This is a genomic window from Serinicoccus hydrothermalis, from assembly GCF_001685415.1.
Taxonomy (GTDB): domain Bacteria; phylum Actinomycetota; class Actinomycetes; order Actinomycetales; family Dermatophilaceae; genus Ornithinicoccus; species Ornithinicoccus hydrothermalis.
Genome location: NZ_CP014989.1, coordinates 2739556 through 2756760 on the forward strand (window position 1 = coordinate 2739556; position 17205 = coordinate 2756760).

Below are 17205 nucleotides of genomic sequence, written 5' to 3' on the forward strand. Positions count from 1 at the left end.
ATGCCACCTCCGGGCCGTGCGACTGATAGCGTGGTGTCTTGGTTGGCGTTGTATCTTCTCGCGAGTGAGCTGGGGGGTTCACCACCACCACCGTCCGCGCCCTGCGGGCGGTTGCACATGCTCAAGCACAGCAGAAAGAAGATCGCCCATGGCACAGGGAACCGTGAAGTGGTTCAACGCGGAGAAGGGCTTCGGCTTCATCGCTCAGGATGGCGGTGGCCCCGACGTGTTCGTCCACTACTCGGCCATCGAGACCAACGGCTACCGGACGCTCGAGGAGGCCCAGCGGGTCGAGTTCGACGTCACGCAGAGCCCGAAGGGCCCGCAGGCGGACGCCGTCCGCCCGCTCTGAGGTAGCCGCTCCTAGAGCTTCCGCGAAGGCCCCCGTCACCAGCAGGTGGCGGGGGCCTTCCGCATACCCAGGCGCCGTCGTGGCGACCGGGGCGCGTCGCTCAGTTGCAGACGGCCCCGACGTCCTCGAGGTCGTCCGAGGGCTCCTCCGAGGTCGCCGCCGCGTCGTCCTCCTGCGGTGCCTCCGTCGTCTCCTCGGCGTCCTCCGGGGCGCTCGTCGCGGTCGCCTCGTCCTCCGCGGGCGGCTCCGGCGCCGGCTGCGGGTGGATCGCGTCGTAGACGCGGGCCCGGATCTGGGAGTAGTTGGGGTCCACGGTGTCGATGTTGGCGCCGGTGAACGGCAGGCTGCTCATGGTGGCGCCCTGCACCTTGAGCACCAGCGCGGCCCACTCGTCGAGGTCCTCCTGCGGTATGTCGGTGACCACGTTGTCGCCGACGGCGCCGATGATCTGGGGGTAGCGCTGCACCATCGTCATCGGGTTCACCTGGTCCACGACGGCCGCGACCATGCAGCGCTGGCGCCGCATCCGGGAGAAGTCGTCGGAGGTGACGCGTGAGCGCGAGTAGGCGAGCGCGTCCGGTCCGTCGAGGCGCTGCGAGCCGGCCTCGAGCCACGTGTAGTCCGAGCTCTCGTCCAGCTGCAGCTTGCCGTTGGCGTCGGTGAAGGTGCGCCCGCCGATCGGGATCGGCTCCTGCACGTTGACGAGCACCCCGCCCATGGCGTCCACGAGGTCGGCGAAGCCCTCCATGTTGACGATCACCGTGTGGTGGATCGGTATTCCCAGGATCCCGGAGAGCACCTCGCGGGTCGCGGTCTGCCCGGGCGTCGGGTCGTCGGCATACCAGTCCGGGTGCTCCTCGGCGGTGAGCTCCGCCTCGGTCCAGATGCTGTTCATGAGGCACTGATCGCCGCAGTCGTAGACCGGGCCGTAGACCTCGTGGAGCGGGTTGTCCCGCGGGATCGGGATCGCCTGGAGGTTGCGGGGGATGGAGAACAGCACGCTGTCGCCGGTGGTGGTGTCGATGCTGGCGACGATCATCGTGTCCGTGCGGGTGCCCTCGCGGGCGTCCGCGGCGTCGGACCCGAGCAGCAGGACGTTGACCCGGGGCTGGTCCTTCCACGGGTCGTCGGGGTCGTCCCCGACCACGGAGGTGGGCGTGGAGCCGCCGCCGCCCCCGCCGACGGTGCCGCTGGAGCTGAAGACCTTGTCGACCGCGTCCACGTGGGCGTCGATGTAGCGCACCCCGAAGACCGCCGGGGCCGTGACGGCCAGGCACAGGACAGCGGTGAGCGTGATGAGGGCGGCCCGGCCGCCGGAGGTGGCCCGTCGTGGCGCGGAGGCCAGGGCGGTCAGGGCGATGGCCCCCACCCAGACCAGGGTCCCGAGCACGAGGAGCACCGCGATCGCGCGCAGGCGACCGGTGTCGGCGGCGGTCTGCAGCGCGGTCGTCGTGAGGCCGTTGGTGAGGGCATACCCGCCGACGACGAGGAGCGCGAGCACGGCCAGCGCGAGGACGACCAGACCCAGGCGGCGTCGCGGGGTGCCGAGGAGCCCGGAGCCGGGCAGGATCGCGCTCAGCGTCGTGAGGCTGAGCGCGCGCCGCAGGCTGTGGCCCGAGCCGGACTGCCGCGGGACCCGCTGCGAGGACGACTCGGGTGCACCGGAGCCGCGCTCGGGGGTTCCACGGGTGTCGGACATGCGGCGGGCCTTTCGGGTCGGATCGAACGATACTCTCTACCAGTCCAGGCTGGTCACGGGCTGGGAGAGGCCTGTTTGGTCGTGCCCGAGGTGGCAGGTAGCCTGATCCACGCCGTGGAGGTGTCGCCTAGTCTGGTCTATGGCGCCCGCCTGCTAAGCGGGTTTCGGGTTTATAGCCCGATCGAGGGTTCAAATCCCTCCACCTCCGCCGACGTCCGCACACGGACGCAGACCCCCGGACCGCCTGGTCCGGGGGTTTTCCGTCACCCTCAGGAGACGTCCTCGGGCTCGTCCTCCGAGGTCTCGTCGGGCTTCTCCTTGGTGTCCTGCGCCTCGGCGGCCTCGTCCGAGCCCGACGCGCGCAGCTTCTGGTCCAGGTCCTCGACCTTGGCCTCGATGTCGCCGTTGCCCGGTGGCAGCGGCTCCTCCGCCAGCATGGGCTCCTCGTCGCGGGCCCGGGGCTCCTCGCCAGGGGTGATGCTCATCGGTGCGCTTCCTCCTCGATCCGGGAAGGTCAGCCTCCCACTCCGCGGCGCCGAGCACCAGCGCGGGTGTGCCCGGGTCGGATTAGGAGCCGCCCGCGGCGATCCGTTAGAGTTGTCGATCGCCAGCGCCCGTAGCTCAACGGATAGAGCATCTGACTACGGATCAGAAGGTTAGGGGTTCGAATCCCTTCGGGCGCGCTCTGGTTGAGACAGACGAGAAGGCCCCCACCGTGCGCGGTGGGGGCCTTCCTCGTGTCGTCGGCAGGTATGCCCTCGCTCACCGGATGGGGGAGGGCGGCTCCTCGCCGGCGAGGACGGCCACGGCGTTGTCGGCGGCGAGCGTCGCCATCGCGGTGCGGGTCTCGATCGTCGCCGAGCCCAGGTGCGGCACGAGGACGGCGTTCTCGCACTCCAGCAGGCCGGGGTGGACCTCCGGCTCGTCCTCGAAGACGTCCAGGCCGGCGCCGGCGATCTGCCCGCTCTGCAGCGCCTCGACCAGGGCGGCCTCGTCGATGACCGGCCCGCGGGCGGTGTTGACGACGTAGGCGCTCGGCTTCATCGCCGCGAACTCCTCCGAGCCGAGCAGGTGGTGCGTGGCCGGGGAGTAGGGGCAGTGCAGGCTGAGCACGTCGGACTCCGCGAGCAGCGTGTCCAGGTCGACGCGGTGCGCGCCGAGCTCCAGCTCCAGGTCGCGCGGTGCCTGCGAGCGGGAGGAGTAGATGACGTTCATCCCGAAGGCCCGTGCCCGCCGGGCGGTCGCCGCCCCGATCCCGCCGAGCCCCACGACGCCGAGGGTCTTGCGCTGCAGCCCCGACCCGAGCAGGTAGAACATCCCCCACTGCCAGGGGGTGCCGCTGCGGATGATGCGCTCGCCCTCGCCCAGCCGGCGCGTCGCCATGAGGATGAGCCCCATCGCGATGTCGCCCGTCGCCTCGGTGAGCACCCCCGGGGTGTTGGTCGCCACGACGCCGCGCTCCCGGCATACCTCGACGTCGACGTTGTTGTAGCCGACCGCGACGTTGGCCACGACCTGCAGCTGGTCGCCGGCGGCGTCGAGCAGCTCGGCGTCGACCTTCTCGGTGAGCAGGGTGAGCAGCGCGTCCGCGCCCCGCACCTGCTCGAGCAGCTGCTCGCGGGGCTGCTGGTCCTCGCTGTCCCAGACGTCGACCTCGTGCCCGGCGCGGCGCAGGATGTCCAGACCCGGCTTGGGGATGCGACCCGTGACGACGACCCGGCTCATGCGTGGCTCCCGATCCAGTCGCGCAGGTCACCCAGGCCGCGCCGGATCTTGTCCTCCGAGAGTCCGGAGTAGGCGAAGCGGATGTAGCTGCGGTCCTCGCCCGGCTGCGGGCGGCCGAAGTGGTTGCGGGTGCAGAAGCTCACGCCCGTCGCGTGCAGCGCCTGCTGCGCGAAGTCCGCGAGACCGTCCGCGCCGACCAGGCCGATCGCCTCGGTGACGTCCGGGAAGAGGTAGAACGTCGAGCGCGGGGTCTCCACGGACATACCGGGGGTGCTGTTGACGATCTCGCAGGCCGCGTCACGCCGCCCGCGCAGGGTGTCGAGCATGTCGGCGACCGGCTGCTGGGTCCCCTGCAGCGCCGCGATCCCCGCCCACTGCACGTAGTGCGTGGTGCACGACTCGTCGTTGGTGTTCATCGTGGAGAAGACCCTGCCGAGCTCGGTCGGCGCGACCGCGCAGCCGAGGCGGGAGCCGGTCATCGCGAACTTTTTGGAGAAGGTGTAGAGGATGCAGGTGCGCTCCGCCATGCCCGGGAGGCTCGCGATCGAGGTCGACCCGCCCTCGTAGCGCATCTCGAAGTAGGCCTCGTCGGAGAGCACCCACAGGTCGTGCTCCTGCGCGAGCGCGGCGATCGCCTCCCGCTCGGCGTCGGTCGACTCGGCCGAGATGGGGTTCTGCAGGTCGTTGTAGATGATCGCGACGGTGCGGTCGGTGATCGCGTCGCGCACCTGGTCCAGGTCGATCGCGAAGCCGTCGTCGGTCGGGAGGTAGCGGTAGGCCTTGCCCACGCCCCCGAGGTACTCGATCTGGCTCTCGTAGATCGGGAAACCGGGGTTGGGGTAGAGCACCTCGTCGCCCGGGTTCATCACCGCCTGGAGGAACTTGGTGATCACCGGCTTGCCGCCGGTCATGACGGTCACGTGCTCGGGGCCGAAGGTCATGCCGCGGCGCGAGCCGATGTCCTCGGCCAGGGCCGCCCGCAGCTCGGGTATGCCCGGTCCCGGGCAGTAGCCGGTCTTCCCGTCCGCGATGGCGGAGTTCATGGCCTCGACGATGTGGTCGGCCAGGGGGAAGTCGAGGTCCCCGAGGTGGAACGGGAAGACCTCGTTGCCCCGGGACTTCCAGTCCGCGGCGGCGGCTGCCACCGCGAACGCGGTCTCGGTGCCGAGGTTGTCGAGTCTGCTGGCGAGGCGCATACCCACGTCCTTGTGTGTCGGGCCGGTGACGGCGTCCGGCGGAGCGGGACCACGGTATCGCGCGTCCGGTGGTGCGAGTGGCTGTCGGGGTGCAGACTGAGCGCTGACGCTGCGTCAACGGGGTGCGGCAGAGAGGCGGGCCCATGTCGCAGCAACCACAGGTCCAGGTCGGAGAACGCGACTACTACCTCGGCAAGGCGATCCTGCTCGCCTCGGTCGCGGCGCTGGGAGGCTTCCTCTTCGGCTTCGACACCGCGGTCATCAACGGCGCGGTCAACGCCATGCGGGACGACTTCGGGATGGGGGCGACGCTGACCGGCTTCGTCGTCAGCTCGGCCCTGCTGGGCTGCATGGTCGGTGCGTATGTCGCCGGTCGCCTCGCGGAGCGGCTGGGCCGCATCCGGGTCATGATGCTGGCCTCGGCGCTGTTCACCATCTCGGCCATCGGCTCGGGATTCGCCTTCGGGCCGGCGGACATGATCCTCTGGCGCGTCGTCGGCGGCATCGGGGTCGGCATGGCCTCGGTCATCGCCCCGGCCTACATCGCCGAGATCGCGCCGGCCTCCATCCGCGGGCGGCTGGGCTCGCTGCAGCAGCTGGCGATCGTCACCGGCATCTTCATCGCGCTGCTGTCCGACTACTTCCTCGCCGGCGTCGCCGGCGGCTCGGCCGAGGCGCTGTGGGGCAGCACCGCGTGGCGCTGGATGTTCTGGGCGGAGATCATCCCGGCGGTCGCCTACGGCGTGCTGGCCACGACCATCCCCGAGTCGCCGCGCTACCTCGTGACCCTGGGCAAGGTCGACGAGGCACGCGAGGTGCTCGGCCGGGTCATGATGCGGGGCATCACCGAGCGGATCACCGAGATCCAGCGGACCGTGCGCCGCGAGGCCAAGGCGTCCCTGAACGACCTCATGAAGTCCAGCGGCGGGCTGCTCCCGATCGTCTGGATCGGGATCGGGCTGTCGGTCTTCCAGCAGTTCGTCGGGATCAACGTCATCTTCTACTACTCCTCGACGCTGTGGCAGGCGGTCGGCTTCACCGAGGAGGACGCGCTCACCCAGACCGTCATCACCTCGGTGACCAACATCGTCGTCACCATCGTCGCGATCGCGCTCATCGACAAGATCGGTCGCCGGGTGCTGCTCATGATCGGCTCGGCGGGCATGTTCGTGACCCTGGGCACCATGGCGTGGATCTTCGCGAACGCGCCGGTCGTCGACGGCTCGCCCTCGCTCGGGGACACCAACGGCATCATCGCGCTCATCGCGGCCAACGGCTTCGTCGTCTTCTTCGGTATGTCGTGGGGCCCGGCCGTCTGGGTGCTCCTCGGCGAGATGTTCAACAACCGCATCCGGGCCACGGCGCTCGGCGTGGCGGCCGCGGCCCAGTGGCTGGCCAACTTCGCCATCTCCACGAGCTTCCCGCGGATGGCCGAGCTGGGCCTGGGCTTCGCCTACGGCTTCTACACCCTCTTCGCGCTGCTGAGCTTCTTCTTCGTCATGAAGTTCGTGCCGGAGACCAACGGCCGCGAGCTGGAGGACATGGACTGACTCAGCGGGCCGGCGCGTGTGTCGCGCCCGCTGGACCGACCCATACCCAGAAGGTGTTCCTCTGCCGTGATGCATCACCGCAGAGGAACACCTTCTGCGTATGGGTGGGGCCGGGTCCGCCGTCCACATCCCCGGGCGAGGGGCGTCGGCGTCCACAGATCCGTGCCGGGGGCTGGCCGCCGCCCCGCTCCCGCCGCAGGATCGCCGGCATGGACGACCTGCCACGCCTCGCCGCCTTCCTCGCCGTCCACGACGGTGCCCTCACCGCGGCCGAGGCGCGCCGCCTCGGCCTCGGCCCGAACGACCTGCGGCGCCTCGTCTCCGACGACGTGCTGCGGCGCGTCGCGCGCGGCGCTACGCCGAGCCGTCGGAGGACCGGGCGACCGAGGCGAGGAGGTCGGTCGTCGCGGTGACCCGGTCCCGGCCGGGAACCGCCGCGAGCCACCAGAGCGCGGCCCTGCGATGGGGGTTCCCGGTCCTGGCCGGCGCCCTGACGCGGGTTCACCTGACCCGGACCTCGGGCACCGCAACCACGGCACCTTCACGATCCACGCCTGCCCGGAGCGCCCGGACGCCTTCGGGCTCGTGGGGCGGCTCCCGGTCGTGACCCCGGCGCTCGCGGCGGTCGGCACCGCTCTCGAGGCTGGTGTGGACGCCGGGGTCTGCGTCGCCGACGCCGCGCTGCGGGCCTACCGGGCCAGCAGGCAGGAGATGCTGGACTGGGTCGAGTCGATGCGTCGCTCCCCCCACCTCTCGGCGGCCCGCCACGTCGTCGGCCAGGCCAGCCCGACCGCGGAGTCGGCCGCCGAGTCCAAGGCCAGGATCCGGCTGCTCGCGCTCGGCTACCGGGTCGTCCCGCAGGTGGTCCTCCGCGAGCAGGACGGTGCCTTCGTGGCGCGCGTCGACTTCCTGCTCCCCGATCTGGGCGTCGTCGTCGAGGTCGACGGCGCGCTGAAGTATGCCGGTGCCGAGGGCCGGGCCGCCCTGGTGGAGGAGAAGCGTCGCGAGGACGGCATACGGCGCCTCGGCTACGGCGTGGCCCGTCTCGTCTGGGCCGACCTCGACGACCTGGCCCGCATCCGGGAGCTCGTGGAGCGCGCCGCGCGCACCGTGACGCGCGCTCCGGAGCGCGTGTCGGTCACCGTGGCAGCTCACCAGCGCCGGACCGGGGCGGTGTGGGACGGCCTGCTGCTGCACTCCTACGCAGATGTCGTTCCTCGGGCGTGATGCATCACCGCAGAGGAACACCTTCTGCGTAGGAGTGAGGCCGGGGGATGGCTCAGCGGGACGAGATGCTGTCGAGGACGCGGACCACCTCGGCCCAGGCACCGGTGCCGACATCGATGAGGTTGAAGTGGCCGCCGGTCACCTCGATCTGCTCGGCCTTGGCGCCGGCCTCACGCGCAGCGGTGACGTAGGCCTCGGACTGGCTGATCGGCACCTGCCCGTCGTCGGGGGCGTGCAGGGCCCAGAGTGGTGCGTCGAGCGGCACCTGCCGGATCGGGTCGACGAGGTCGTAGAGAGGGTCGTCGGGCGTCGCGGCGAGGAAGTCCTCGACCGCGCCCCCGCCCAGGCGTTCCTCGTATGCCGTGCCCAGGTCGAGCACGCCGGCCTGCGACACGACGTGGGTCACCTCGACGTCCCCGGACCACTGGCCGGTCCGCAGCCGGCCGGCGGCCCAGGCCGCGAGCTGGCCACCGGCGCTGTGCCCGAGGGTGACGACCGGGCCGTCGACGTCCACGAGCTCCAGCGCCGCGTGGACGTCGTCGAAGGTCTGGGGGAAGCCGCCGCCGTCACCGACCCGCCGGTACTCCACGTTGAGCGTGGTCCACCCCTGTGCGGTGAGGTCCTCGGCCAGCGGGGTGCCCAGGTCGGCGCCGTAGGCCGCCCGCCAGAAGCCGCCGTGGAGCACGACGACGGTGCCGCGGCTCGGGCCCGTGGGCACCCGCCGCTCGACCCATTGCGACTCCTCCTCGCCGTAGGTGATCCGCTCCATCCCAGCTGTCACCTCGTCGCCGCCCGTGCTCATGCCGTTCTCCTCACCGGTCTGCTCCGTCGGATCATCCGGACCGCCCGACGACGCATCCGGTGCGTCCGGTGCGTCGACCGGGCCCGAGCAGGCCGACAGCACACCCGTGCCGGCGAGCGCGAGCAGCGTCCGCCGGTCGAGGGTCGTGGGCCTGTGCATACCCGGTCCGTGCTCGGGTGCGCTCAGACCTCGTCGGCGGTCGTGGCCGACGGGTCCCACTTGACGATGCCGTCCGCCGCCCAGCCGCGGTCCTTGACCGCCTCGCGGGCCTCGGCCTTGACCGGCCCGGTGAGCTTGTCGAGGTAGAGGTAGCCGTCGAGGTGGTCGGTCTCGTGCTGCAGGCAACGCGCCAGCAACCCCTCGCCCTCGACGACGACCTCCCGGCCGTCGAGGTCGGTGCCGGTGACCCGCGCCCGCGGGTGCCGCGCGAGGGGGAACCACTCGCCGGGGACCGACAGGCAGCCCTCGCCGTCCTCCTCGTCCAGCGGCGCCGGTGTTCCCAGCCGCTCCAGCGCCGGGTTGACGACGACGCCTCGGGCGTTGTCCTCACCGGGCACGGGGCAGTCGTAGACGAAGAGCCGCAGCCGGACCCCGACCTGGTTGGCGGCGAGCCCCACGCCCTCCGCCGCGGCCATGGTGTCGAACATGTCGTCGACGAGCGTGCGCACCTCGTCGGTGATCTCGCGCACCTTCTTCGTCGGCGCGTGCAGGGCCTTGTGGCCGATGACGGTGATGGGTCGGACTGCCATGGCAGCAGATTCTAGGTATGCCGCGGCACCGCCCCCTACCCTGCCTGTCATGAACTGGATCGAGATCGTCGGCTGGGTCGGCTCGACCATCCTCGTCGTGTCGCTGCTGCAGACCCGGGTGCTCCGGCTGCGGTGGATCAACCTCGTGGGCTGCGTCGTCCTCATCGGCTACAACGCGGTCATCGAGGTCTGGCCGATGGTGGGGCTCAACGTCGTGCTGGCCCTCATCAACATCGTGTACCTGTGGCGGATGCTGCGGACGCGGCACGACGAGGCGAGCTACACGGTCCTCGAGGTGGAGCCGGACGACACCTACCTGGAGCACGTCCTGGCGGTCCACGCCGAGGACATCGCCCAGCACAACCCGGGCTTCCGCCACGACCCCGCCGCCGAGCGCTCGGCCTTCCTCGTGCTGCGCGGTGACGAGACCGTGGGTGTCGTGCTGGCGCGGGACGCGGGGGAGGGTACCGCCGAGGTCGTCCTGGACTGGGTCACGCCGAGCCACCGCGACTTCTCGCCGGGGGAGTTCGTCTACCGCCGCTCCGGGCTCTTCGCCCGTCGCGGCTTCACGCAGGTGCTCTCGCCGGAGGGTATGCGCCAGCCCTACTACGAGCGGATCGGCTTCCGCCCGGTGGGCTCACGGTGGGTGCTGGACGTGCCGCAGCACGCCTGAGCCGCGAGGCGCTCAGCGCAGGGGCGTGGGGTCCGGGTCGACGGCGACGCGACGGCGGGTCGCCGCCCGGCCGCCCCGCGCCTCCTCGTCGACCCAGTCCCAGTCGCGGGGCAGGTCGCGGCGGTCCACCGGCTCCCAGCGGCTGTCGGTGCCGCGCGACCGAGTGACGCGCCCCTGCGGGCCGGTCGGGTCGGCATACCGGTCGTCATGGTCGTCCCGGCGCTCCTCGTCCTCACCGGGGTCCCGGTTGTCGCGGCCGAAGATCGTCTCGCACATCGCCTGGTACTTCTCGTCCGGCTCCGGGATGTAGTCGATGTGGCTCAGCGCCTGGTCCTGGCCCGCCGATTCCATGACGAACCGGCCGTAGCCGAGCATCCGCCCCAGGATGGTGCGGTCGTAGCTCATGTCGGTCACCTTGACCAGCGGCATCATGGCGACCCGTTGGGTGATGAGCCCGTAGGTCTTGAGCAGCCGACGGTCGGTCGCGATGAACCACTCGCAGCGCCACTCCAGGACCTGCCAGGCCGCCCAGGCGATCACGACCGCGAGGACGCAGAGGGCCACGCCGGTCGCGGCGGGGTCGGTGACCGAGGCGGCGACCCAGAGGGTGAGGAAGAGGCCGACGACGACGGCCGCGGCCGGGCGGACCATCTTGGCCCAGTGCCAGCGGGTGGAGACCACGACCTGCTCGTCGGCCAGCAGGTAGCGCTTGGCGACGCGCCGGCTGACCTGCGGCGGGGCGGCAGGCATACCGTGCCCTCGGGCGTCAGGTCCCCATCAGCTGGTTGAAGAACCGGCCGATGTTGAGGAAGCCCTGGCTGATGATGTCCCAGACGGCGCGCACGATGTCGGCGGCGCGGTCGGGGTTGGTGATCACCGCGTAGATGAGGAAGCCCCAGAAGAGCCAGTGCAGGACCTTCTTGACCGCGGACGGCATGTCAGGTGCCTTTCGCTGGACGGGGAGGGAGCTGTGGGGCTGCGCAGGTGGACACGGAACTGTTGCCAGTGTGGCAGATGTGACGAGGTATGCCGATTCTCGCCCCCGCGCGCGTGTCGCCCACCCACCGGCATACCCGGGCTCCCGCGCCGGCATACGCGGGCGTCAGCGGTGAGGATCGGTCCTCCTGTACCGATCCTCCACGCCAGGACCCCGTTTCCCGGGGAGGATCGGTGCACCAGCACCGATCCTCCCCACGGGGGAAGGGCCAGGGGAGGGGGCGGGTCAGGGCAGGTCAGGTCAGCGCGCTCAGGTCAGGGCGACTGCAGCAGGGGCGAGGCGGCCATGCGGTCCAGGGCCTCCTCGACCTCGGTCGTCGAGCCGGCGAAGCTGAGCCGGACCTTGCGGTGCCCCTCGACCGTGTCGAAGTCCACGCCCGGGGTGAGCGCGACCCCGCAGTCGTCCAGCAGGTCGCGGCACCAGGCCACGGAGTCCTGCGTGAGGTGCCCGATGTCGCACCACGCGTAGAAGGCACCGTCCGGCGGCGCGTAGTCGCGCAGCCCGAGCTCGGGAAGGCGGCGCAGCAGCAGCTCGCGGTTGGCGGCATACCGCTCCCGGTGCCCGTCGAGCTCGCCCCGCGCGTCCGGTCCGAGCGCCGCGATCGCCGCGTGCTGCCCGATCGCGGGCGGGCAGATGTTGAGGTTGCCGGTGAGCACCTCGAGCGGCCTGCGCAGCGACGGGGGCGCGAGCAGCCAGCCGACGCGCCACCCGGTCATGGAGAAGTACTTGCTCACCGAGCCCACGACGACACCCGCGCGCGAGGTCGCCCAGGCGCTCGTCGTCGCCCGCCCGTAGCTCAGCCCGTGGTAGATCTCGTCGCTGACGAGCAGCGTGCCGTGCTCCTCGCACCACCGGGCCAGGTCGGCGAGCACGTCGGGGTCGATCACCGTGCCGGTCGGGTTCGCCGGCGAGGCCACGATCAGCCCGGCGGGCGGCTGCGGCAGCGCCTCGAGCATCGCCACCGTCGGCTGGAATCGGGTGTCGGGGCCGCAGTCGAGCTCGAGCACCTCGCAGCCGAGGGCGGCCAGGCTGTTGCGGTATGCCGGGTAGCCGGGCCGCGTCATCGCCACCTGGTCGCCGGTGTCGAAGGCGGCGAGGAAGAGCGCGGTGAAGGCGCCCGAGCTCCCGGGGAAGACGATGACGTCCTCCGGGGACACCTCGATCCCCGAGGTCTCCCGGTGGTGCGCGGCGATCGCCTCGCGCAGCGGCAGGATGCCGGAGGACTCGGTGTAGCCCAGCACGTCGGAGTCCAGGACCCCGATCGCGGCCTCGCGCGCCACGGCCGGGGCGGGCGTCGAGGGCTGCCCGGCGCAGAGCATGAGCACGTCGCCGTGGCTGCGCTGCCGCGCCGCGGCGGCCTTGAGCACCTCCATGACGTGGAACGGCTCGACGGCCGAGCGCGCCGAGACGCGCGCCGCCCGCGGCTGCGCGGACTGCTCGGGAGGCATACCTCAGACGATGCCGTAGAGGCGGTCGCCCGCGTCGCCGAGGCCGGGCACGATGTAGCCCTGCTCGTTGAGCCGCTCGTCGATCGCGCCGGTGACGAGGGTGATCGGCGGCTCGACGTCGGCGAGCCCGGCCTGGACCTTCTCGATGCCCTCGGGTGCGGACAGCAGGGTGATCGCGGTGATGTCGTCCGCGCCGCGCTCGACGAGGTAGCGGATGGCGGCGATGAGGGTGCCGCCGGTCGCCAGCATCGGGTCGAGCACGTAGCACTGCCGCTTGGACAGGTCGTCCGGCAGGCGGTTGGCGTAGGTGCGGGCCTCGAGCGTCTCCTCGTTGCGCACCATGCCGAGGAAGCCAACCTCGGCGGTCGGCAGCATCCGCATCATCCCGTCGAGCATCCCGAGCCCGGCCCGCAGGATCGGCACGACGAGCGGCTTCGGCGACGCCAGGTGGATGCCGGTCGTCGGCGCGACCGGGGTCTCGATCTCGAAGGGGGAGACGCGCACCTCGCGGGTGGCCTCGTAGGCGAGCAGCGTGACCAGCTCGTCGGCGAGCCGCCGGAACGTCGGGGTGTCGGTCCGCTTGTCCCGCAGGTAGGTCAGCTTGTGGGCGATGAGCGGGTGGTCGGCGAGGTGGACGCGCATACGCCAGACTCTAGGACGTGAACCCTGGTCCCAGCACCTCCTCCGCAGGTCCCTCGGGCGCGGGCGCGGCTGCGGCTGCGTCGTGGGGACTGACGCGGTATGCCGAGTGGGTGCGGCTCGCGATCGCCGAGGCGCAGCGGGTGGCCGCCTCAGGCGACGTGCCGATCGGCGCGCTCGTCGTCGACGACGCGGGGGCCGTCCTCGGCCGCGGCCACAACGTGCGTGAGGCAGAGCACGACCCGACCGGGCACGCGGAGATGGTGGCCCTGCGCGAGGCGGGGCGAGCCCGCTCGTCCTGGCGGCTCGACGGGTGCAGCCTGGTCGTGACCCTGGAGCCGTGCGCGATGTGCGCCGGCGCGGCCGTCCTGGCGCGGGTCGACCGCATCGTCTTCGGCGCGTGGGACGACAAGGCGGGGGCCTGCGGGTCGGTGTGGGACCTGCCCCGCGACCGGCGGGCGCTGCACCGGGCCGAGGTCGTCGGAGGCGTGCTCGAGGGGGAGTGCGCCGGCCTGCTGACCGGCTTCTTCGGGCCCCGGCGGTGACCGCGCGGATTTTGGGTGCCCCCCCGCCCGTCGGGTAGCCTCCTGCGTGGTGGCGTGTCCGAGCGGCCTAAGGAGCACGCCTCGAAAGCGTGTGAGGGCGCAAGTCCTCCGTGGGTTCAAATCCCACCGCCACCGCCCATCCCCTCAGGGGACCGAACGGGTCGATCCGCGCAGGCGGATCGGCCCGTTCGTGCGTGCGCGGGGCGCTCCGGTCAGGGAGACGAGCCGCGCGAGGAGCACCAGCAGGGCCGTGAGACCGGTGAGCGCGATGAGCAGGACGGGCTCGGGAAGCAGGCCGGCTCCCCAGGACCAGGCGGTGGGAACCCCCATGGGGCTGCCGTAGGCATACCGTGCGAGCAGGTTGGGCAGCACGACGCACAGCGCCCCCAGGGCGGCGGGGCCGAGCAGACCGGCGACGCGGGAGGCGACCCGGTGGCGCCGGTCCGGCCACGACCTCGAGCGGACGAGCCCGACGGCGCCGGCGAGGACGACGAGCACCATGAGGACCGCCGAGACGGTCGCGGGTCGGATCAGGGACTGGTCGGGCAGCGTGCCGGTCCCGCCGGCCGCGTCGGCGGCCAGCGCCCGCGCGAGCGGCCCGGGTGCGCCGACGGTGTCCGCCAGGACGACCGCCGCGTCGCCGGTGGGCCGGCCGTCCGGCGCCCGGACGATCGACAGGTGCGAGGTCCAGGTGACCATCGCGCCGTCGTGCTCCAGGAAGCCGAACCCGTCCTGCTCCGCGAAGGACCACCCCAGGCCGTAGCCGCCGACGCCCTCCGTGCCGGGCTGCGCGGTGTGCAGCTCGCGCAGGTCCTCCGGGCTCAGGAGGCGCTCGCCGCCGGGTGCGCGGCCGTCCCCGGCCTGGAACCGGGCCCACCGGGCGAGGTCGTCGGCGGTGCTCACCATCCCGCCGGACCCGAGGCAGGTGTCGTGCGGCTCGGGGAAGGGCACCACCCGCCCGAAGACCGCGGTGTGTCCGGTCCCCACCCCCTCGACCTCGCCGGCGCAGTCGGGCACCGAGGTCGTCGCCCGCATCCCCAGCGGACCGAGCAGCTCGGCCTGGAGTACCGCGTCGAAGGGGTGTCCGGTCGCTCGCTCGACCGCGACAGCGGCGAGGGCATACCCGGTGTTGGAGTAGACGTGCCGGGTGCCGGGGTCGCTGCCCAGCGTCTCCTCGCGCAGGTCGGCGAGCAGCACCTCGGGGTCGGTCCAGCCGGGCTGCCCCAGGTCACGGGTGCTGCCGTCGCCGAGCCCGCTCGTGTGCGCGAGCAGCATCCGGAGGGTGATCCGCCCGGCCCGGTCGTCGGCCATCGTGAACTCGGGGAGGGTGGCGGTCAGCGGGGCGTCGAGGTCGAGCTCGCCGCGTCCGGCGAGCCGCATCACCACGGCCGCGGTGAACGACTTGGACAGGGAGGCGATGCGGAAGCGCGTGCCGCCGTCGACATCAGCCCCCTGCTCGTCCTGGCCGTAGCCGCTGACCTCGACCGTCCCGTCGTCGACGACCGCGACGGCGAGGGCGGAGGCCGGTGAGCGGTCGAGGTATGCCTGCACCAGGCCCCGTGCCTCGTCCTGCGCCCCCGAGGCGGGTCGGGCACCTCCGACGGCCACCGTGACCAGGGCGAGGACCAGCAGGAGGAGCAAGAGGCGCACGACGAGGGCGGGTCGCGTGGTCATACCCGGACGCTAGTGAGGGGCGGGCGCGGCATCGCCCGGGCCAGCACCCGAGCGGTCCGGGGGTTGACCCCCGCACGACCGCCCGGCATGAGGGTCGCCCGGGGTCAGGCGAGGCCCGAGGCGATGATGATGAGGATGACGGTCCACAGGAAGCCGAGCACGAGCATGCCCGTGCCGACGATGCCGAGGATCCGGGCCGCGGTGAGCTGCCCGTAGTTGGTCACGGCGTAGGGGGAGGCCTGCGACTCGCGGATCGCAGAGCGGGCCATGACCCAGGCGATCGGACCCAGGATCGCCAGCCCGCAGCAGCTGAGGATGCCGAGCACGAGCGCGGCGGTGCCGCTCGGGTGGTTGTTCTGCCCGACCGGACCCCACGGGGCGCCGGGGGCGACGGCATACGGGTGGCTCGCCGTCGGCCGCCCGGGCGGGATCGGCCGCTCGGTCGGTGTCGGCTCGGCGTAGGGGTCCTGCGGCTCGACCCCACCACCCGCGCGCGGTGTCGGCGGGGGCTCGAAGCGGAACATGGTCCCGAGCCTACGCCCTCGCCGGCCCCGCAGACCGTGTCCACAGGCGCCGTCAGGAGCGCAGCGCCTCCGCAGCGGCCGCGATGTCGGCCAGCTCGGTGCGCAGCGCCTTCTCGGTCATCTTCTGGCCCAGCGGGCCGACGACGCGCAGCGCCAGCCGCTGCAGCGCGTTGGGGTCGGAGGTGCTGGCGCTGAACCGGATCGACAGCTGGGTCGCGGCCCCGTCGTCCTCGGGCTCCAGGGTGAGGGCGGTGCGGAAGACCGTGTTGCCCGAGCGGGCCTCGGTCACCGTCCGGCGCTCCGGGTCGTTGTCGACCACCCACATCTCCTGGGTGTCCGAGGCGCCCATCATCCGCCGCGTCTCGCGCCAGCCGGTGCCGACGGCATACGGGCCGAGGGTGAGGACGTGCAGGTCGGTGACCTGCGACAACCGCTCCTGCGCGTGCTCGAGGTCGGTGACGACCTCCCACACGGCGGCAGGCGGCGCCTCGACCCGGCGGCCGACCGAGACCTCGTGCGCGTCGCTCATCCGTCCTCCCCCGTCTCCTCGGCGTCCTCGGCGGCGGGCAGGTCCTCCCAGGCCTCGCCGAGGATGAGGTCTACGCTGGCGTCCTCCCGCTCGTCCTGGACCAGCTCGACCTCCTGGGGGAGCGCGTCGGCGAGCAGCTGCGCCGCCTCGGCGCCGGAGGGTCCGTGCAGGATCTGCCCCGGTCCCTCGATGCTGGCGTCGGCGTTGTCGACCCCGTCCACGGTGAAGCCCCGCGCGGTGAGCCCGTCGCTGGCGCGGCCCGCGAGCCCCGCCCGCCCGGTGGAGTTGAAGACGTTGACGACAACGTCCTCCGCGGCCAGCGTGGGGGTCGGGGCAGCGACCGTCTGCTCGCTCTGGTCCGCCTCGCCCCCACCGAGGCCGAACCAGCCCTGCATGGTCGCCATGGCGATCACCAGGGCCAGCGCGAGCACGCCGAGCAGACCGACGATGACCATGGCTGCCCGGCGCCGCGCCCGGCGGGCGGCGGTGGACATACCAGCCGTGCGCACGTATCCCACGCCGAGGCTCCTTCCGACCGCAGCAGGCTAGCGACTCGCCGCGGTGTCCAGGTCGAGGACACGCCCGTGGACCGCGGGGCGGCCCTGCAGCGCGGCCCGCAGCGCACGGTGCAGGCCGTCCTCGAGGTAGAGCACGTCGCGCCACTTCACGACGTGGCAGAAGATGTCGCCGTAGAAGGTGGAGTCGGCCGACAGCAGCGCCCGCAGGTCCAGCTCGGCGCGGGTCGTGACGAGCTCGTCCAGCCGCAGCATCCGGGGCGGCAGGTGGGACCAGTCGCCGGGCTCGTCCAGGCCGTGGGAGGGGTAGGGCCGCTCCTCGCCCACGCCCTTGAAGATCATGCGGTGCAGTCTAAAGTCA

At 72.2% G+C, this 17205-nt stretch carries 21 protein-coding genes and 3 tRNA genes; 9 read left to right on the forward strand and 15 right to left on the reverse strand.

Going from position 1 to position 17205, the window contains the following annotated elements; all coding sequences use genetic code 11:
• The first annotated feature begins 148 nt into the window (after nt 1-148).
• Entirely contained in the window at nt 149-352 is a 204-nt protein-coding gene (locus SGUI_RS12715; RefSeq protein WP_066640880.1) for a cold-shock protein, read from the forward strand.
• A 100-nt stretch (nt 353-452) separates the two neighbouring features.
• Here SGUI_RS12715 and SGUI_RS12720 read toward each other — a convergent pair whose 3' ends face one another.
• Nucleotides 453-2051, reverse strand: a complete 1599-nt coding sequence (locus SGUI_RS12720) for an LCP family protein (protein WP_066640882.1) — start codon at nt 2049-2051, stop codon at nt 453-455.
• A 116-nt stretch (nt 2052-2167) separates the two neighbouring features.
• On the opposite strand from SGUI_RS12720, the gene SGUI_RS12725 reads away from it, so the two are divergent.
• Nucleotides 2168-2259, forward strand: a tRNA-Ser gene (locus tag SGUI_RS12725).
• Between the two features lie 61 nt (nt 2260-2320).
• Here SGUI_RS12725 and SGUI_RS12730 read toward each other — a convergent pair.
• On the reverse strand, nt 2321-2536 hold the full coding sequence (locus SGUI_RS12730) for a hypothetical protein (protein WP_066640883.1): 216 nt from the start codon (nt 2534-2536) through the stop codon (nt 2321-2323).
• A gap of 125 nt (nt 2537-2661) precedes the next feature.
• On the opposite strand from SGUI_RS12730, the gene SGUI_RS12735 reads away from it, so the two are divergent.
• Nucleotides 2662-2734 (forward strand) — tRNA-Arg (locus SGUI_RS12735).
• A gap of 79 nt (nt 2735-2813) precedes the next feature.
• On the opposite strand, the gene SGUI_RS12740 is transcribed toward SGUI_RS12735, so the two are convergent.
• Together SGUI_RS12740 and SGUI_RS12745 are read right to left on the reverse strand one after the other, a co-directional pair.
• Nucleotides 2814-3776 carry a 2-hydroxyacid dehydrogenase gene (locus SGUI_RS12740; protein ID WP_066640888.1) on the reverse strand — a complete coding sequence of 321 codons (963 nt, stop codon included), beginning with the start codon at nt 3774-3776 and terminating at the stop codon, nt 2814-2816.
• Nucleotides 3773-4972, reverse strand: coding sequence for a pyridoxal phosphate-dependent aminotransferase (locus tag SGUI_RS12745; RefSeq protein ID WP_066640890.1), 1200 nt, complete (start codon nt 4970-4972; stop codon nt 3773-3775). Before SGUI_RS12745 ends, SGUI_RS12740 begins: the two co-directional genes overlap by 4 nt.
• A gap of 143 nt (nt 4973-5115) precedes the next feature.
• Between SGUI_RS12745 and SGUI_RS12750 the strand changes: the two genes are divergently transcribed.
• The 3 genes from SGUI_RS12750 to SGUI_RS12760 all read left to right on the forward strand — a co-directional run bounded on the left by SGUI_RS12750 (nt 5116) and on the right by SGUI_RS12760 (nt 7749).
• Complete coding sequence (locus tag SGUI_RS12750; RefSeq protein ID WP_066640892.1) at nt 5116-6522, forward strand: sugar porter family MFS transporter; 1407 nt, start codon at nt 5116-5118, stop codon at nt 6520-6522.
• A 209-nt stretch (nt 6523-6731) separates the two neighbouring features.
• Complete coding sequence (locus SGUI_RS12755; protein WP_066640894.1) at nt 6732-6935, forward strand: type IV toxin-antitoxin system AbiEi family antitoxin domain-containing protein; 204 nt, start codon at nt 6732-6734, stop codon at nt 6933-6935.
• Nucleotides 6936-6984: 49 nt separating this feature from the next.
• The gene (locus SGUI_RS12760; protein WP_066640896.1) at nt 6985-7749 is read left to right on the forward strand and encodes a hypothetical protein; all 765 of its coding nucleotides are present in this window, start codon (nt 6985-6987) and stop codon (nt 7747-7749) included.
• Nucleotides 7750-7801: 52 nt separating this feature from the next.
• On the opposite strand, the gene SGUI_RS12765 is transcribed toward SGUI_RS12760, so the two are convergent.
• On the reverse strand, nt 7802-8710 hold the full coding sequence (locus tag SGUI_RS12765) for an alpha/beta hydrolase (RefSeq protein WP_066640898.1): 909 nt from the start codon (nt 8708-8710) through the stop codon (nt 7802-7804).
• A gap of 23 nt (nt 8711-8733) precedes the next feature.
• Nucleotides 8734-9300 carry a peptide deformylase gene (def, locus tag SGUI_RS12770; protein ID WP_066640900.1) on the reverse strand — a complete coding sequence of 189 codons (567 nt, stop codon included), beginning with the start codon at nt 9298-9300 and terminating at the stop codon, nt 8734-8736.
• Between the two features lie 49 nt (nt 9301-9349).
• Here def and SGUI_RS12775 point away from each other — a divergent pair, with 49 nt between their 5' ends.
• Entirely contained in the window at nt 9350-9973 is a 624-nt protein-coding gene (locus SGUI_RS12775) for a YgjV family protein (RefSeq protein WP_066640901.1), read from the forward strand.
• A 12-nt stretch (nt 9974-9985) separates the two neighbouring features.
• Here SGUI_RS12775 and SGUI_RS17525 read toward each other — a convergent pair whose 3' ends face one another.
• From SGUI_RS17525 to upp, 4 genes are all read right to left on the reverse strand, one after another.
• Complete coding sequence (locus SGUI_RS17525; RefSeq protein ID WP_066640903.1) at nt 9986-10723, reverse strand: PH domain-containing protein; 738 nt, start codon at nt 10721-10723, stop codon at nt 9986-9988.
• Nucleotides 10724-10739: 16 nt separating this feature from the next.
• Nucleotides 10740-10910: a hypothetical protein gene (locus SGUI_RS17740; protein WP_191090909.1), complete on the reverse strand. Its 171-nt coding sequence runs from the start codon at nt 10908-10910 to the stop codon at nt 10740-10742.
• 314 nt (nt 10911-11224) lie between these two features.
• Entirely contained in the window at nt 11225-12418 is a 1194-nt protein-coding gene (locus SGUI_RS12785; protein WP_066640905.1) for an aminotransferase class I/II-fold pyridoxal phosphate-dependent enzyme, read from the reverse strand.
• Nucleotides 12419-12421: 3 nt separating this feature from the next.
• Nucleotides 12422-13060 carry a uracil phosphoribosyltransferase gene (gene upp, locus SGUI_RS12790; RefSeq protein WP_066640907.1) on the reverse strand — a complete coding sequence of 213 codons (639 nt, stop codon included), beginning with the start codon at nt 13058-13060 and terminating at the stop codon, nt 12422-12424.
• Between the two features lie 110 nt (nt 13061-13170).
• Here upp and SGUI_RS12795 point away from each other — a divergent pair, with 110 nt between their 5' ends.
• Entirely contained in the window at nt 13171-13602 is a 432-nt protein-coding gene (locus SGUI_RS12795) for a nucleoside deaminase (protein ID WP_066640909.1), read from the forward strand.
• A 48-nt stretch (nt 13603-13650) separates the two neighbouring features.
• Nucleotides 13651-13737, forward strand: a tRNA-Ser gene (locus SGUI_RS12800).
• 9 nt (nt 13738-13746) lie between these two features.
• Here the strand turns inward: SGUI_RS12800 and SGUI_RS12805 are convergent.
• The 5 genes from SGUI_RS12805 to SGUI_RS12825 form a co-directional block, all read right to left on the reverse strand.
• The gene (locus SGUI_RS12805; RefSeq protein WP_066640910.1) at nt 13747-15276 is read right to left on the reverse strand and encodes a serine hydrolase domain-containing protein; all 1530 of its coding nucleotides are present in this window, start codon (nt 15274-15276) and stop codon (nt 13747-13749) included.
• Between the two features lie 104 nt (nt 15277-15380).
• Nucleotides 15381-15800: a DUF4190 domain-containing protein gene (locus SGUI_RS17745; protein ID WP_083190681.1), complete on the reverse strand. Its 420-nt coding sequence runs from the start codon at nt 15798-15800 to the stop codon at nt 15381-15383.
• A 52-nt stretch (nt 15801-15852) separates the two neighbouring features.
• Complete coding sequence (locus SGUI_RS12815) at nt 15853-16329, reverse strand: SRPBCC family protein (RefSeq protein ID WP_066640911.1); 477 nt, start codon at nt 16327-16329, stop codon at nt 15853-15855.
• The gene (locus tag SGUI_RS12820) at nt 16326-16847 is read right to left on the reverse strand and encodes a LytR C-terminal domain-containing protein (protein WP_157621841.1); all 522 of its coding nucleotides are present in this window, start codon (nt 16845-16847) and stop codon (nt 16326-16328) included. Before SGUI_RS12820 ends, SGUI_RS12815 begins: the two co-directional genes overlap by 4 nt.
• 27 nt (nt 16848-16874) lie before the next feature.
• Nucleotides 16875-17186 (reverse strand): type II toxin-antitoxin system VapB family antitoxin, encoded by a 312-nt coding sequence (locus SGUI_RS12825; RefSeq protein ID WP_066640917.1) that lies wholly within the window; start codon nt 17184-17186, stop codon nt 16875-16877.
• Nucleotides 17187-17205: the final 19 nt, after the last annotated feature.

Coding starts and splice junctions, on each gene's coding strand:
- SGUI_RS17525 (WP_066640903.1), bottom strand. CDS start 10,723: ATGCCTGCCGCCCCGCCGCAGGTCAGCCGGCGCGTCGCCAAGCGCTAC.
- def (WP_066640900.1), bottom strand. CDS start 9,300: ATGGCAGTCCGACCCATCACCGTCATCGGCCACAAGGCCCTGCACGCG.
- SGUI_RS12740 (WP_066640888.1), bottom strand. CDS start 3,776: ATGAGCCGGGTCGTCGTCACGGGTCGCATCCCCAAGCCGGGTCTGGAC.
- SGUI_RS17740 (WP_191090909.1), bottom strand. CDS start 10,910: ATGCCGTCCGCGGTCAAGAAGGTCCTGCACTGGCTCTTCTGGGGCTTC.
- SGUI_RS12715 (WP_066640880.1), top strand. CDS start 149: ATGGCACAGGGAACCGTGAAGTGGTTCAACGCGGAGAAGGGCTTCGGC.
- SGUI_RS12755 (WP_066640894.1), top strand. CDS start 6,732: ATGGACGACCTGCCACGCCTCGCCGCCTTCCTCGCCGTCCACGACGGT.
- SGUI_RS12720 (WP_066640882.1), bottom strand. CDS start 2,051: ATGTCCGACACCCGTGGAACCCCCGAGCGCGGCTCCGGTGCACCCGAG.
- SGUI_RS12825 (WP_066640917.1), bottom strand. CDS start 17,186: ATGATCTTCAAGGGCGTGGGCGAGGAGCGGCCCTACCCCTCCCACGGC.
- upp (WP_066640907.1), bottom strand. CDS start 13,060: ATGCGCGTCCACCTCGCCGACCACCCGCTCATCGCCCACAAGCTGACC.
- SGUI_RS12805 (WP_066640910.1), bottom strand. CDS start 15,276: ATGACCACGCGACCCGCCCTCGTCGTGCGCCTCTTGCTCCTCCTGCTG.
- SGUI_RS12730 (WP_066640883.1), bottom strand. CDS start 2,536: ATGAGCATCACCCCTGGCGAGGAGCCCCGGGCCCGCGACGAGGAGCCC.
- SGUI_RS12750 (WP_066640892.1), top strand. CDS start 5,116: ATGTCGCAGCAACCACAGGTCCAGGTCGGAGAACGCGACTACTACCTC.
- SGUI_RS12745 (WP_066640890.1), bottom strand. CDS start 4,972: ATGCGCCTCGCCAGCAGACTCGACAACCTCGGCACCGAGACCGCGTTC.
- SGUI_RS12815 (WP_066640911.1), bottom strand. CDS start 16,329: ATGAGCGACGCGCACGAGGTCTCGGTCGGCCGCCGGGTCGAGGCGCCG.
- SGUI_RS12785 (WP_066640905.1), bottom strand. CDS start 12,418: ATGCCTCCCGAGCAGTCCGCGCAGCCGCGGGCGGCGCGCGTCTCGGCG.
- SGUI_RS17745 (WP_083190681.1), bottom strand. CDS start 15,800: ATGTTCCGCTTCGAGCCCCCGCCGACACCGCGCGCGGGTGGTGGGGTC.
- SGUI_RS12775 (WP_066640901.1), top strand. CDS start 9,350: ATGAACTGGATCGAGATCGTCGGCTGGGTCGGCTCGACCATCCTCGTC.
- SGUI_RS12765 (WP_066640898.1), bottom strand. CDS start 8,710: ATGCACAGGCCCACGACCCTCGACCGGCGGACGCTGCTCGCGCTCGCC.
- SGUI_RS12760 (WP_066640896.1), top strand. CDS start 6,985: ATGGGGGTTCCCGGTCCTGGCCGGCGCCCTGACGCGGGTTCACCTGAC.